General features: G+C 48.8%; 14 protein-coding genes and 2 tRNA genes. 5 read left to right on the top strand and 11 right to left on the bottom strand.

Translation table 11 applies throughout. The features are described from left to right. Positions 1-20: 20 nt before the first annotated feature. Both SMSP2_RS14340 and SMSP2_RS14335 read right to left on the bottom strand, forming a co-directional pair. Positions 21-93: transfer RNA gene (locus SMSP2_RS14340), tRNA-Ala, on the bottom strand. 70 nt (positions 94-163) lie between these two features. Further along, a tRNA-Ile gene (locus SMSP2_RS14335) sits at positions 164-237 on the bottom strand. Positions 238-677: 440 nt separating this feature from the next. Between SMSP2_RS14335 and SMSP2_RS14330 the strand changes: the two genes are divergently transcribed. Continuing rightward, a complete protein-coding gene (locus SMSP2_RS14330) occupies positions 678-1721 on the top strand; it encodes a metallophosphoesterase (protein ID WP_146684708.1) in 1044 nt (347 codons plus the stop codon). A 19-nt stretch (positions 1722-1740) separates the two neighbouring features. On the opposite strand, the gene SMSP2_RS14950 is transcribed toward SMSP2_RS14330, so the two are convergent. The 7 genes from SMSP2_RS14950 to gap all read right to left on the bottom strand — a co-directional run bounded on the left by SMSP2_RS14950 (position 1741) and on the right by gap (position 6522). Beyond that, a complete protein-coding gene (locus SMSP2_RS14950; RefSeq protein WP_186804762.1) occupies positions 1741-1914 on the bottom strand; it encodes a hypothetical protein in 174 nt (57 codons plus the stop codon). 110 nt (positions 1915-2024) lie between these two features. Continuing rightward, on the bottom strand, positions 2025-2609 hold the full coding sequence (locus SMSP2_RS14325) for a hypothetical protein (protein WP_146684707.1): 585 nt from the start codon (positions 2607-2609) through the stop codon (positions 2025-2027). 59 nt (positions 2610-2668) lie between these two features. Continuing rightward, entirely contained in the window at positions 2669-3151 is a 483-nt protein-coding gene (locus SMSP2_RS14320; RefSeq protein WP_146684706.1) for a GreA/GreB family elongation factor, read from the bottom strand. A 479-nt stretch (positions 3152-3630) separates the two neighbouring features. Further along, positions 3631-4611: a helix-turn-helix transcriptional regulator gene (locus tag SMSP2_RS14315; protein ID WP_146684705.1), complete on the bottom strand. Its 981-nt coding sequence runs from the start codon at positions 4609-4611 to the stop codon at positions 3631-3633. A gap of 174 nt (positions 4612-4785) precedes the next feature. Next, positions 4786-5184: a type II toxin-antitoxin system HicB family antitoxin gene (locus SMSP2_RS14310; protein WP_146684704.1), complete on the bottom strand. Its 399-nt coding sequence runs from the start codon at positions 5182-5184 to the stop codon at positions 4786-4788. Further along, positions 5159-5302 (bottom strand): type II toxin-antitoxin system HicA family toxin, encoded by a 144-nt coding sequence (locus tag SMSP2_RS15320; protein WP_418287785.1) that lies wholly within the window; start codon positions 5300-5302, stop codon positions 5159-5161. The genes SMSP2_RS14310 and SMSP2_RS15320 overlap by 26 nt, the downstream gene beginning before the upstream one ends. Positions 5303-5502: 200 nt before the next feature. After that, positions 5503-6522 (bottom strand): type I glyceraldehyde-3-phosphate dehydrogenase, encoded by a 1020-nt coding sequence (gene gap / locus SMSP2_RS14300; protein ID WP_146684702.1) that lies wholly within the window; start codon positions 6520-6522, stop codon positions 5503-5505. 349 nt (positions 6523-6871) lie between these two features. Here gap and SMSP2_RS14295 point away from each other — a divergent pair, with 349 nt between their 5' ends. Together SMSP2_RS14295 and SMSP2_RS14290 are read left to right on the top strand one after the other, a co-directional pair. Then, positions 6872-8389, top strand: a complete 1518-nt coding sequence (locus SMSP2_RS14295; protein ID WP_146684701.1) for a GLUG motif-containing protein — start codon at positions 6872-6874, stop codon at positions 8387-8389. Positions 8390-8712: 323 nt separating this feature from the next. Next, positions 8713-9249 carry a PEP-CTERM sorting domain-containing protein gene (locus SMSP2_RS14290; RefSeq protein WP_146684700.1) on the top strand — a complete coding sequence of 179 codons (537 nt, stop codon included), beginning with the start codon at positions 8713-8715 and terminating at the stop codon, positions 9247-9249. Between the two features lie 19 nt (positions 9250-9268). Here SMSP2_RS14290 and SMSP2_RS14285 read toward each other — a convergent pair whose 3' ends face one another. Together SMSP2_RS14285 and SMSP2_RS14280 are read right to left on the bottom strand one after the other, a co-directional pair. Continuing rightward, positions 9269-11104, bottom strand: coding sequence for a bifunctional homocysteine S-methyltransferase/methylenetetrahydrofolate reductase (locus SMSP2_RS14285; protein ID WP_146684699.1), 1836 nt, complete (start codon positions 11102-11104; stop codon positions 9269-9271). Positions 11105-11108: 4 nt separating this feature from the next. Then, the gene (locus SMSP2_RS14280; RefSeq protein ID WP_146684698.1) at positions 11109-11474 is read right to left on the bottom strand and encodes a hypothetical protein; all 366 of its coding nucleotides are present in this window, start codon (positions 11472-11474) and stop codon (positions 11109-11111) included. Between the two features lie 246 nt (positions 11475-11720). On the opposite strand from SMSP2_RS14280, the gene SMSP2_RS14945 reads away from it, so the two are divergent. Both SMSP2_RS14945 and SMSP2_RS14275 read left to right on the top strand, forming a co-directional pair. Next, entirely contained in the window at positions 11721-11876 is a 156-nt protein-coding gene (locus SMSP2_RS14945) for a hypothetical protein (RefSeq protein WP_186804761.1), read from the top strand. A 73-nt stretch (positions 11877-11949) separates the two neighbouring features. Then, the gene (locus SMSP2_RS14275) at positions 11950-14229 is read left to right on the top strand and encodes an amino acid permease (RefSeq protein WP_146684697.1); all 2280 of its coding nucleotides are present in this window, start codon (positions 11950-11952) and stop codon (positions 14227-14229) included. Positions 14230-14303 lie beyond the last annotated feature (74 nt).

Genomic DNA, 14303 nt, shown 5'->3' with positions numbered 1-14303 from the left:
ACAGGTTTTATCTGCGGCAATGGAGCTGGACGGAGTCGAACCGACGACCTCCTGGATGCAAACCAGGCGCTCTCCCAACTGAGCTACAGCCCCGAGACCAAACAGATCTCAAATCTCAAATTTGAAATCTCAAATGCAGAAATCTTTTTAAGATTTCTGCCAGTGGGCCCGGGAGGACTCGAACCTCCGACCTCTCGCTTATCAGGCGAACGCTCTAGCCGGCTGAGCTACGAGCCCAATCTTCTAAAGCCCTCTAAACCCGATTAAAGGAAAAGCAGGCTCTCAAGTCCTGTCGCTTATTCGCTTATCAAAGAACCGCCTCTAAAGGCGTATAACCCACCCGAGCTAACTCAAGTGAGACGAGAAAATATAACCGTTTTTTAATATACGTCAAGGGCTTTTAAAAAGTTTTTATAAAAAGTTTTACACATTCTTCAACTACCCAACGCTTAATACATTTAAAACAAACGACTTAAGTATAATACCGCATGATTTACATAAAAATTATATTAGAAGAATTTATCAAAAACAGTATGGATTCGATATTATATTTTAGTTTGACTTATACATTGTTTTGCGTAAATTCAGTTAGTACTGTCGGTAAACGGGCAAATGTCTTTACAGAAACGGTTTAATGTCAGGCTGTTATTCTAAGTTCTTTTTAAAAAGGGTGATTTATGTTTATAACTGTAATTCTTCTTATAGCCTTTGGGATGAACTTTTACGTCCTGGCAAGACTTTGCGGATTCTTTGCGATTAGAAAGGGTCTGTTTTTCTGGGCGGCTGTTTTACTCTTAAGCGTAAGTTTAATCGCGGCAACAGCTTACCAGTCGCACTACGGCAATGTCTTGAGCCGGATATTTTACACCGCCGCGGCGGGCTGGTACGGTGTGCTCTGGCTGCTGCTATCAGCATTGCTTGTTTATGAAATTCTAAGGCTTTTTATCAAGATAAAACCACACATTGCCGGCATAGGAATACTTACAATTGTCGAGCTCCTCGTGATATACGCTATTATAAACGCCCAGCTTATCCGGATCAAAAGCATCACAATCCCGGGCCCCTCTGATTTTGATATTGTACAGTTATCTGATATCCATGTTGGCTCTGTAAGTGCCGGTTATCTGCAAAGGGTAATTGATGAGACAAACGCACTTATGCCGGACATGGTTATGATTACCGGCGATCTTGTTGACAACCACAACAAAACCACCCGGAAGGCCATCGGAATGTTGAGCGGGCTCAGCGCCCCTGTGTTGTTTGTCAACGGCAACCATGAATACTATGCCGGAAAAGCAAAAGTAAATGAATCGATTGAAAAAGCCGGCGTTAAAATCCTCAGAAATGAATGGACGCAGTACTGCAGCTTTGTTGTTGCCGGGATCGAATACAGTGAGAACCAGGATGATTTAGAGGGCTTTATTGAATCTTTGAAAATAGATGAATCAGAATACTGTATCCTGATGAGCCACGGCCCTGTAAATCCGGAAACTGTAGAAAAATACGGCATTGACCTGACACTAACCGGCCACACACACGGCGGGCAGATTTTCCCGTTCAACTTCATCGTAAAATGGGCGCATCCTCACCTTACGGGGCTGCACGAGTATAATGGAAGCTATATCTACGGCACATCAGGCACGGGTACGTGGGGGCCGCGAATGAGACTGGGCACGCGAAGCGAGATTGTGCTTGTCAAGCTCAGGAAAAACGCACAATAAACTTTCGTTATTTCAGGGCTTACTTTCTCCTGAGCCATTTTCGGCGCATTCGGCTGCGGGCGCGATCGCTGAGGCTGATTCCAAGTTTGCGCATATTGGACGAATGAGATGCCCCGTGAGCCTGGGCATCGGTTATTTTCGGCGGCTTCTTCGCGAAAAACCGCAGCATAAATCCGGCTATAAAACTTTTCATAGTGTTACAGGTATCAACTATCAACACTAACTTTGCAAATATAACGGTTGGAGCAAATTCGTGAATTTGCTCTACAGAAAAATAAGAACCATTTCTCCTTTTCACTCTACTTAAGCGTACCGCTGCAAGGGTTTACGGATATCCGCCAGCAGCTCTTCCCCGCTGCGGTGGCGTACTTCGTCCGCCGCGAAGAGCTGTCTGCTCTCGAGTATTTCCGCATTGCCGTGATAGTACCTGCTGACACTGCACATGCCGCCCTCGACAAACCCGCTGGTCATGTAACCGGCGGCCTTTAGCCAGTCAGCAAAATCCGCATCCGCCTCTGCCGGATAGATTATCGCGGCAGCGAATGAATCACCCGTTTTTGCAAGGTGCACCTTCGCCCGTTCCGGCGGTGAGGCCTTGAGGGCGATCTCAACCAGCCGGTTATAATACTGCCGCGCCTGGTCTTCGTCATCAGCGTAGAAAAACATCCCGCTCTCAAGTTCAAACGTCTCGCGTTGCACGCCCTTTAGCTCCATAGTGCCGTCAGGTCTGGCGTTATGGATACGGTAAACCTTTACGCCGCGGTACCTCTCACTCTCGAGCAGCTCAGCGACCTCCCTGCCGGTAAAGCCGACAGAGCTGTATTCACCGAAGTCTATTGCGTACAGGCTTTTAAACGCACGCGGATTGTTAATTTCCGGAAGTTTCATATATTTTTATCCTCATATTGAAGTCTGTAAGGCTATCAGATCACAGCGGAGAGCCCGATTTATTTAAATTCAGAGGCGGTGATTTCAAGTATCTCGAAATTTGATTCGCCGCGGGGAACACTTACGCTGACTTTTTCCCCGACACTCAGGCCGTACAGTGCGTTGCCGATCGGCGAGAGGATCGAGATGCTGTTTTCAGTCAGGTCGTAATCATACGGGCCAAGCAGCTGATACACGATCTCCCGGCCGCTGTCAAGGTCACGAACCTTTACAACCGTACCGAAGCCGGCTGTATCGAGCGGAGCCGCGGTGCAGTCGGTAACCTCGGAGTAGTTGATCTTGCCCATTATCTCCCGCAAACGCCCCTCGACAAACGAGAGGTTCTGGCGGCCGTAGATATATTCGCCGTTTTCCTTTAAATCGCCGTGCTCGCGGGCCTCGGCCACACGCTGTCTCAGCTCGGCGGCTTCTTTTTTCAGCTCGTCCAGTTCGGCTTTGAGTTTTTCGTCACCGGTTTGGGATATCGGCATTATTTCCTGCATTTTGCTTTTGCACCTTATTTAACAATTCTGTTATCAGCTATAAATTTTAGCCATAAACGCCCGAAATTTCACTTCAAAGGCATCACACATCAAATCATTTATACAGATAAGCCTAAAAATGTCAACAAATACAATTACGGACTGCCGCGTGTATAACATATATTGTGCAGGCGACGTTTTATTGCAGCGTCTCACTGGCACACGAATTTTCTCAAAACCGTCGGTAATCAGCAAATTGTCAGACCAACTTAAAAACCTTATATACCTGTAACACAGCTTTGGCAACCAATAACTGACATAATTCCATTGACAATAAGGGGTTTACCCGCAATAATGACGGAAATGTATTATTGGTCTGAGGAATCAGAATACGGGCGATTTGCAGAACTTGGAGCGGCGTAATTCGTTAGAGTTCACGCTTCAGCGTGTTATTTTTTTCAGACAAGGCGCACTAAAGTGCGAACTCTTACAGGGCAGCATTATTGATACCTTTTTTGCATACGGGTTATCTGAGCGGCAACCTCCCCTGCGAGTCGGAGCGGAGATTCTACCTTTGCGTTGGCTCCGAAACCGAGTATCCAGCGTGTAAACTCTATGGTATTTGACAACTCGAACTCAACCAGAAGCTCATCCGGAGAGTCTTCTATAATTTTCTGTGACGGGTGCCATTGCTGTTCCCGCACCTCTCTCGCTGCCCAGCCGAAGAGCCGGATTATTATTTTCTGCGGTTTGCCGGCGGTGATTATGCCGAAGCTGCCCTTGAAATGCTCTCCGAGTGAGAAATTATCGGGGCGTTTAAATTTTTTCTCTGTCGGCTCAACGTCTTTTATCCGGTCGATTTTTATCACCCGAACCTGTGAGTAGCGGCTCATATAACCGATGCAGTAGAGGTTTGATTCAAAGAAGATCAGCCCGTAAGGGTGGTATTGGCAGGTATAGGCATCTTTGCTCGGCGATGCGTAGGTCAGTCTCAGCACGGTGTTTTCCAGGATACAGCTGTTTATCGTTTGTATTATGCCGCTGTATTTTGAGTAGTCGCTTGATTTTACGCTGCGTGCCAGAAGTGAATCTTCCAGCCCGTAAAAGTAGTCAAGTGCGGTTTTGGGGACGATGGATTTAATCTTTTCAAGCACCGAGGTAAGCCCGTCGCCAAAAAGTGTCCCGGAAAGCGGCGAGAGCATCTGCCGGCTCAAAAACAGGCTCAAAACCTCCGTCAGGTTGAGTATCATACCTTCATTTTCGATGAAGTGCGGCGAAAGTTTCCAGAAACGTTTGCCGAAATCTCTCATCTCAAAACTCACGGGAAAACCCACGCTCTCAAGAACCGCAAGGTCTCTTTGTACCTGCCGCTTGCTGCAGCCGGCGCACTGTGCCAGGGTTTCTGTATCAACGCCGAATCTATGTGACTGAAGTGCCTTAAGCAGATTCCACTGCCGCACCAAAGGTTTTCCTCTTGCCATGCTGTAACTCCTATATATCTTGCATTTATCGACTTATGGAAATTATAGCAAAATTTCTGCAAATTTAAAGTTCAACTTTAAATTTACAGAAAATGTAAATAAATAGTTTACAGATAAAACTTTTTTCGATTCTGCTGCATCGAGATTCTGCGGGAAAATAACCGTTTTACCTTATCATGAAAATGCCAACGCCCCGGCTCTCATGTAGTCGCCCAAACCCCTGTAACCTCTTGATTTTGCACATGTTTCAAGCACTTTTTTCTCCTCAACCGTGAGGCGTATGTTTACCTGCTCGCTCCGCTTGCCGATGTTGGCAGGTATTGGCGGTGTACAGCCGGCTTCGAGCATCGTCGCTGCCGCGGAGCTGAGGGCCTCTATTGTGTTTTCGGTACATTCATCAGGGGTCGAGCCTTCGCCGAAGACCGTTGGCATCTCAAGTCCGCGGCCAAACCACATGCCGTCTTCATGAGTCAAGACGATCTGGTATTTATCTGCTATCTGCCTCGCTGTCTTTTCGATATCTTGATCAAATGGTTTTGTCAGGTTTTCAGAGTTTTTCAATTTGTCGGACATAAAACGGTTTTACCTTTCTGTTATGCACAGGGATACTAACTGGCAGGCATTGCGGTTTTGTAAAGATATGGTGCGAACCGGAAATCCTGATAAGTTTGTATCCCTTGTCTTCGAGCATCTTCTTAACTTTGTTGAATTTCACTTCACTCGGCATTGTTTAAGTATAGCATAAGATATACGCATTTCAAGCAAGAAAGTTCTTATGTCTATAAAAAAACGGCCTCTGTCCGGTTAAGAACAGAGACCGTTTTGGTTTTTACTGATGCCGGAGTTTGGAGAATTCTAAATTCTAACTCCTGAATTCTTCATTCTAAAGAATTACATCTTGTCAACGAGCATTTCCATCAGGTCAACAGCACGGTTTGAATAGCCCCATTCGTTGTCGTACCATGATACGACCTTAACGAAGTTGCCGTCCATAACCATTGTGCTCTTGGCGTCGAAGATGCTTGAGTTCGGATCGCCGATGATGTCCGAAGAAACGATCGGGTCTTCGCAGTATGCCAGTACACCCTTCATCGGGCCTTCTGCTGCTGCTTTCATCGCGGCGTTTACTTCTTCGACTGTAACGTCTTTGTTCAGTTCAACCGCCAGGTCAACGCATGAGCCGTCGATAACGGGAACGCGAAGTGCGAAGCCGTCGAGTTTGCCGTTGAGCTCGGGGATAACCTTGCCGACTGCTACAGCAGCGCCGGTTGTTGTCGGGATAATGTTCTGTGCTGCTGCACGCGCACGGCGGAGATCGCTGTGGATCATGTCAGAAACAACCTGGTCGTTTGTATAAGCGTGAACGGTTGTCATCAGGCCGCGTTTGATACCGAAGCTGTCATTGAGAACCTTGGCGATAGGAGCCAGGCAGTTTGTTGTACAGCTTGCGTTTGACGTGCATGTATGCTCAGGCTTAAGAGCGTCAGGGTTTACACCCATAACTACTGTCGCGTCGATTGCGTCTTTTGAAGGAACTGAGAGTACAACCTTCTTGGCGCCTGCTGTGAGGTGGTCGCCGTAGCCGCCTTTTTCGCTTTCGCGAGTACGGAAGATACCGGTTGACTCGAGTACAATGTCAACGCCCATTTCTTTCCAGGGCAGTTCTTTGGGGCTGCGGATTGCGGTAACTTTGATTTCTTTGCCGTCAACTACAAGGCCGTTGTCGTTGACAGAGACATCGCCGTTCCATCTGCCCATTACACTGTCATACTTGAACAGGTGAGCCAGAGACTTCGGGTCTGCCAGGTCATTGATAGCTACCAGTTCGAGGCCGTTATCCTTCTGCAGGATGATACGCGCCACAGCGCGGCCGATGCGGCCGAATCCGTTAATTGCAACCTTTGTTGCCATAATTAGTTCTCCTAATATAAGTTACATTAAAATTAGTATTTCTTCAAGACGTACTTACAACGCAGTCTATGTTTAAAGAACATAAATAATAAAGAAATCTCCTTTCATGTCAAAGGTTTTTGCCTCAAAAACGCCGGTTTTTGATAAAATTCGTTTTTTTAGAAGGGTTTCACCGAAGTGGAATTTGCTCACACAAAAAACTCAGCGGCTTTGTAAAACGAAAAAATAAAAAGGTGTTGAAAGGGAGCGGGTTTCTGTCTATAATAACATAAAATGGTTGCTGGTTTTGGTTTGTATTTTTTCAAGAGCTTAACCGGCTTAATATTAAACTCTTGATACAGGAGACAAAATGAAATCTTTATTGAGCGGTGTTATTGTTTTGGTGTGTTTCTATTTATTCAGTATGACCTCAATCGAAGTTTTGGGCGCCGGCGGAAATCTCGGCGGCGGAGACGGCTCACCGGAAACCCCCTACCTCATTGAGGATATGGCGGATTTTAACGTTCTTGCATCCGCACAGCAGGGCTCGCCTTATCTTTTTGCAGATTATGTACTTATGGTTGATCTTGATCTTTCGGGCACTGTTTACACCTCCGCTGTGATAGGCAGCTATTCAGGCTCAAGCTACGGTGACGGGGCGTTTAACGGTTCATTCGACGGCAACGGCCATGTTATCAGCAACCTTACGATTGAATCAGAGTCCGGTTACGCCGGTCTCTTCAGCGGCATATTCAAAGAGGGCTCTCTGAGCAATCTGACATTGGAAAACGCGGATATTACCGCATCGGGCGACAATGTAGGTATTCTCTGCGGCTCTCTGCTGGGTGACATGACGGACTGCCATGCAAGCGGTTCAATTTCCAACTTCGTCGCCGGCGACAGGAGTTTCAGAACCGGCGGCCTTGTCGGCGGCTTCGCCGGTTTTGGAAAGACAATGCTCAGATGCTCAGCGGATGTATATATTCGTGCTCAATGGCAGGTCGGCGGCCTGGTCGGTTCGGCAGGCTCGCTTGGAGCAGCTCCGGTTATTAGCCAGTGCTGGGCAAATATTGACATAGACGGTGAATCAAATGTCGGCGGCCTGGTCGGAAGCGCCGGCAGGTATATTGAAATTCTCAACTGTTATGTTACAGGGTCAGTGCCGGCGATCAATTATTTCGGAGGTATAACCGGCAGAAACCAATACACCGTACGCAACTGCTATTCTTCTGTTGGACTTACAGAAGCTCTGCCAAGCGGCTGGGTAATTGGCGGTCTATGCGGCTACCAGGAAAGCTATAACTATCTGGACACAAACTGCACTTTCGACCACTGCCGCTGGAATCTTGACTCCAGCAGTTTGGGGCAGATAACAGTCGCAATAGGTGAAACTTACGGCGGCGGTTACAGCGGATATACAGTTGATTCTATTGGGCTTACCGAGGCAGAAATGGCTGAGCAGCAGTCATTCCTCGACGCCGGCTGGGATTTCGTCGGCGAAGACACTAACGGCACGGAAGATATATGGAAGATGCCGCTGGCAGGAGGCTACCCAATACTTGCCTGGCAGGTTGAGCTGGTCTTCACCGTTCCCGACTGTAGCGGGCTTAGCATCACAGATGCGCAGCAGCTCATAACCGGCGAGGGCTTCACGGTCGGTGAGCTTACATACGCATACAGCGATACGGCGGCCAAAGATAACGTGATTTCACAGACACTTGCCGCGGGAACACAGTTTCTGGAAGACCAGATGCCCCAGACAATCGGACTGGAAGTCTCACTGGGCAAAGACTGTAACAATCCCGTGCCGGCAGACTTCAACGGTGACTGCACCGTAGATTCTGCCGACCTGGCAATTTTTGCCGGCTACTGGCTGCATACGGATTGATACGCATTAAATCACCTTTTGCGGCATAATTTTCACACCCACAGCCGGAACTGCGGCTTTTAAGCGGTCTGTCTGCGCTTTTTCAAAATTTATGGAAACTTGTAAATACATTGAAAACAAGGTTATATATATAAAAAACGTTTTTTCTTGACTTCTACGTCTCGATACTGGTAACATAGAATAGAAGAGATTGTAAGCCGCAGGGAATTGAGTAGAGCTGTGGTCGAAAACCAATATGGTTTTAATTGCATTTCAAAAATCAATTGCCCAGGTTATGCGGCGTTTTATGCACATGGAGTTTTATTCAAAAGAGAGATGGGAAAATGGAAAACTTAAAATTCTTTACAATTGCGGTATGTGTATTTATCGCAGTCACATCAGCCTCGGCTGCTGTACTTTCATTCACATTTGAGCCTGCAGACGGAGACCCTGTTGCAAATCCGGGAAACGAGGTTTCAGCGGTTGACTATCCGTACCTTTACAACTACACACTCGCCTGGCAGAATTTAGAATCTATAGACTCTCCGGTAAACGACTTTCATCTTCGCTGGCCGACTTACTATGGAGGAAACCTCCAGATAATCCCCCCGGAAAACTGGACTATTTCTGAATTCACTTACAACGGTCCGAATTGTGAAGCTAACCCCAGTGGTGAGTTCACAAACGTTGCGGGCTCGCTGGGCGGATTCAAGATTTACGGAAAACTGCCATATCTGGAATCGGGAGTAGCCTGGCTGACTAAAGATGGAAACCAGGTTGGATCCGAAACCGAAGTAATGCTTCCGGCCCTTCCCGAGCCGGCAACGATCTGCCTGTTCGCTCTGGGGGCAGCGGCTGTTATTCGCAGAAAAAACGCATAACACTAAAAGCCTGAATCGCTTACAGCCCGGCGGCTTCGAGGGCGATGTTGACATTGCCAAAAGGTGCACTGACGGCAAAACCGGCGACGGTATCTTCTATTCGGGATATCATCTCGCGTGAGATGTCTATGCCGGTTTTGATTGCGTCCTCGCGTGATTTCAGCTTGCTCATCCTTTCAAGCAGCCGCTCGGGAACGCTGACCCCCGGAACCTCGTTTGCCATGAACTCGGCGTTTTTGAGGCTGCTGAACGGCCATATTCCGGCTATCACCGGCACACTGCCGCCGGCCGCATCGAGAAACCGCAGCAGGCTCTCATCATCGAATACCGGCTGGGTGACAAAATATTCCGCGCCGGCGTCGATTTTCTGCCTGTAACGCTGGATTTCCCTTTCCGGCTCTGCCGCGGCGGGATTTGCGCCGGCACCGATAACCAGCTCAAGCCGTCTGCCCAGCGATTTGCCGGCGATGTCTATGCCGCGGTTGAGCTCGCGGATAACCTTTATCAGTGCGATAGAATCCAGGTCAAAAACCGCCGTCGCGTCGGGAAAATCCCCCAGTTTTGGCGGATCGCCGGTTACAATCAGCATGTTCCGCAAGCCGGTAGCCTGTATCCCCAGCAGGTCGGACTGCATCCCGATAATATTCCTGTCGCGGCAGCAGAAGTGCAGTATCGTCTCGATCCCGCATTGCTGTTCTATCATCAGAGCTGTTACCATGGCGCTTAGCCGGCTGCTTGCACGCGGGCCGTCGGGGATATTTATCGTACACGCGCCGCGGTCTTTGCAGAGTTTTGCCTTTTCAATCAGGGCGGAGAGCTCAAAGCCCCGCGGCGGCGAAACCTCGATTGAGATTACTTTTTCGCCGGCGGCGAGTTTTGCCCCGAATTGGGATTTTGTCTCCAGGGGCGCGGGTTCAAGCCGTTCTGCCAGTTCCGCGGGTATTTTAATTGCGGGCTGTTTGTAAGTTACACTTTTCTTTATCGGCCGGACTGCATTTATGATCGCCGCGATATGCTCCGGCGTGGTTCCGCAGCAGCCGCCGATTACCTGGGCGCCCTTCTCGTAGAAACGTTTGGCATATTCCGCCATGTATTCCGGCGTGCACATATAAAGCGTGCGTCCGTCAACGTTTCTGGGGTAGCCGGCGTTTGGCTGAACTGAGAGCGGTTTGTTCACCGCGCCGCGTACAAGCTCGATACTCTCAAGCATCGCCGCCGGACCGGTAGAGCAGTTGAGCCCTACGGCAGCGACATTTTCATACCGGCAAACACAGCGCATGGATTCGTCTATCCGGCTGCCGTAATCTGTTTCTGTAGAATCATTTATCGTCATATGGGCGATAATTTCCAGATCGCAGCTTGCCGATGCCGCCTCGATCGCGCATATCAGCTCGTCGCAGTTTGAAAACGTCTCAAACAGGAGGACATCCGCGCCGGCATCTGCCGAGATTTTCACCTGTTCGGCGAAGACCTCCGCCGCTTTTGCCCGCAAAGCCTTGTCATAGCTGCCGATATCAACGCCGAGAGGCCCGATGGAAGCGGCTGTCATCATATCGGGCCGGCACGATTCTCTGGCGAGTTTTACGCCGGCGGATACAATCTGCTCTGTCTGCTCGCCGAGGCCGTACCTGGATAGCTTGAGACGGTTGGCTCCGAAGGTATTGCTCTTGACAAAATCAACACCTGTCGCGGCATATTCCTCGTGTACCTGCCGGACAAGCTCCGGGCGGCTGACGTTGAGATGTTCAAAGCACGTGTTGACAAACACGCCGCGGCTGTAAAGCATGGTTCCCATCGCACCATCGCCGAAGAGAAGCCCGTTTTTGTTCAGTTTTTGTGTAAATATCCTGTTCATTGTGTTATATCGCAACTCCGGCTTGTTTGAGTATTTGTGTTTTCTTTTGTGAGCACTTTTCGCACCTGAACTCCGGCGTGCCGCCCGTGCGGTCGTAGTTTTGCGTCTTGACCAGCCGGTAGCCGCGGGCGATTCTGCCGCAGTCGTGGCACTGGATGTTTTCCTCGACCTGCCACTGGGCGTCGAGGGCGCTGGAGGTGAAGATAAACCTGTCAACCCAGAAAAATATCAGCCCGCCGATGAGGTTGGCGATAATCGTCGCCGAGAGACTGCTCCAGCTTGCCAGAACAACCAGCACACCGGCAAGTATCGGCGTGCTGAGCTGCCACCTGAGCAGATACAATAAGTAACGTTTGTAATTGATTTTCATAAATCGCACCAGACAATATTGTGTTAAAAAATACGAGAAATTGAAGTTTACCAGCAAAATAGTGTTATTTTTCAGTAATATAATATTATTCTCTAAAATTTTCATTGATTGGCAAGGATTATTTCCCAGAAAATAATATTATTTCTCTTCCGTACAATTGATTGAGAATTTGAGGAATTATATTGAAAAGTCAGATACAAATCCTTAATATGTTGGAAATTAAAACTATATTATAAGTATAATTATATGAATATCGACATCATCATCGGGATAATACTTACTGTATGCTCCCTTGCGGCAATAACGGCACTCACCATCTGGGCGCGTGCATCGATAGAAAAGCGCGGGCATGAGGGGTATAAAACCGCCCGGGAAATAATTAACGAAAAGAGCAGACAGTAAACCTGGCGGCAGCCGCCCTGCCAACCCCTTTATAAAGTTCCACAAAGTATTTAAAATATACATTTACAATATAATGCCAGAAAAGAATAAACAACATACAAATATGCCGACGCCGGAGCTTTCCCGCGAGCTGACACTCTTCCATATAACCATGATGGGGCTTGGAATGATGATTGGTGCCGGCGTATTTCTGGGCATGGGAATATCCATAGGCCGCAGCGGCCCCGGCGGTGTTATCCTTACATTCGCCCTCAACGGCCTGCTGGCAATGCTGACGGCGATGAGCTTTGCCGAGCTCAGCTCCGCGATCCCCCGCGCCGGCGGAGCGTACAACTTCGCGAGGATAGCCTTCGGGCGGGGAACGAGTTTTCTTGCCGGCTGGATGGAGTGGTTCGCCTCGACTGTTGCCGGAGCGATGTACGCACTTACATTTGCGATTTATACCATGCATTTTCTTGATGCTATCGGCTGGATTAACACAACCGCCCTTCTGGAAAAGACCGTTGCCGTAGCGATAGCCTCGCTGTTTATATTTATCAACTACAAAGGTTCCAGCGAAACCGGCAAAATCGGCGCGATAATAACCATGGGCCAGACGCTTTTCGTGATAACGATCGGTTTTTTCGGAATCGCCGCGGTTGTACAAGACCCCTCGAGGCTGGAAAACTTTGTGCCGTTTATGCCCGAGGGCTGGGATAAAATCCTGATAACAATGGGTTTTACCTATGTGGCTTTTGAGGGGTATGAAGTCATCGCCCAGGCCGGTGACGAGGCGATTGAGCCGCGGAAGAACCTTCCAAAAGCCATGATTTATTCTGTAATCATCGTAACTTTCATATATGTCCTTGTTGCCTTCGCCACTGTGGTATCCGTCAAGGCCGGCTCCGAAGGCATAGACGTGGAGCCCTGGGCATGGATCGGCCAGTATGAGGAAAAAGGCTTCGGCGAGGCTGTGGGGCGTTTAATGCCCTATGGGAACTTTATCCTTACCCTTGCGGTAATATTTTCCTCGACATCCGCCCTCAACGCTACAATATATTCAGGAACGAGAGCCTCTTTTGCCCTGGGACGTGACGGAATGCTGCCCAGGTTCTTTTCAAAGATACACCCGAAAAACAACACGCCTCACGGCGCACTTGTCGCCTCGTCGTGCATAATTCTATTTGTAGCGGCGTTTCTGCCCACGGCAGACGTGGCTTCCAGCGCGTCGATCATGTTTCTATTCCTGTTCTTTTTAGTCAACCTCTGCGTTATAAAAATACGCAGGAGTATGGCTGATGAGCTGGAATACGGGTTTATGCTGCCGCTGTTTCCGCTGCCGCCGCTGCTGGCGATTGTCTGCCAGGCGGTACTGGCGGTATGGCTGGTTCACATGAGCGCGATAGCCTGGATTGTCGCGCCGATATGGATTGTATCGGGCGTGATGATTTTCTGGGGCTATTCACGCACAAGGGCTCACGTCGGAGAACATGAGATACAGATCATTGACGAAGAGAAATCCGCCTCCTCTGATGAGAAAAAGTACTCTCTCATGGTCGCAGTCTCAAACCCCGCCAACGCAACCGAGCTTGTGCAGGCGGCTTATCATATCTCCGGTGCCAAAGATGCCCGGGTTGAGCTTATCAACATGGTTGCCATCCCCTCGCAGATGCCGCTTGAAATGGCAGGCCAATACGTCAAAACCGGACGCGAAGCTATCTATGAGGTAATGCTTTATCTCTCGCTGCATTTTCCCGTAAACACCACGATAAGGTACTGCCGCAATGTTGCCAGAGGTATCGTCTCCGCGATTCGTGAGAAGAAAACAAAAATGCTCGTTATGGGCTGGCACGGCAAACATAAGCTGGGGATTTTCAGCGTAGGCTCTACAATAGACCCGATTATTGAGCAGGCCCCGTGCAACGTTGTTGTCTTGAAAAACTGCGGCGGCAATAAGTCGTTCAAACGGATATTCATACCCGCCGCCGGCGGCCCCAATGCCGGTTTCGCGATGGAAGTAGCCTCCATGCTGGCATCGGGTGAGCCGGATACAAAGATTACTGTCGGCACGATTAAAAACCCCGGCAGAAACGGCTTTAACCTCGAAGATTTTGTAAAGACTCAATGCAAAAAACGAAAACTCGAGAAATCTCTGTTCGATTTCAAAACGATATCCTCTCAAAGCACAATTGAGAGCCTGATAAAGGAATCATCTGAATATGACCTCGTAATCGTCGGCATATCCAACAAACCCATGCTCAGCCAGGTATTCAAGAGTTCTATACCAGAGGAGCTTGCCAAACGCTGCGATATGCCGGTAATGCTGGTCAAGGCCGGCGGGGGAATGCAGTCATTTATACGCCGATGGATATAAGCAAGCAGCTTGTCTCAGCCGCCGGTCTAAATATCATCAAAAAAAACTGTACGAAACGTCCATAATAGATATAA

The sequence above is a fragment of the Limihaloglobus sulfuriphilus genome (genome assembly GCF_001999965.1).
Taxonomy (GTDB): domain Bacteria; phylum Planctomycetota; class Phycisphaerae; order Sedimentisphaerales; family Sedimentisphaeraceae; genus Limihaloglobus; species Limihaloglobus sulfuriphilus.
The sequence above is the reverse complement of the archived record's forward strand: the minus strand, read 5'-3'. Positions and strand labels throughout refer to the sequence as shown.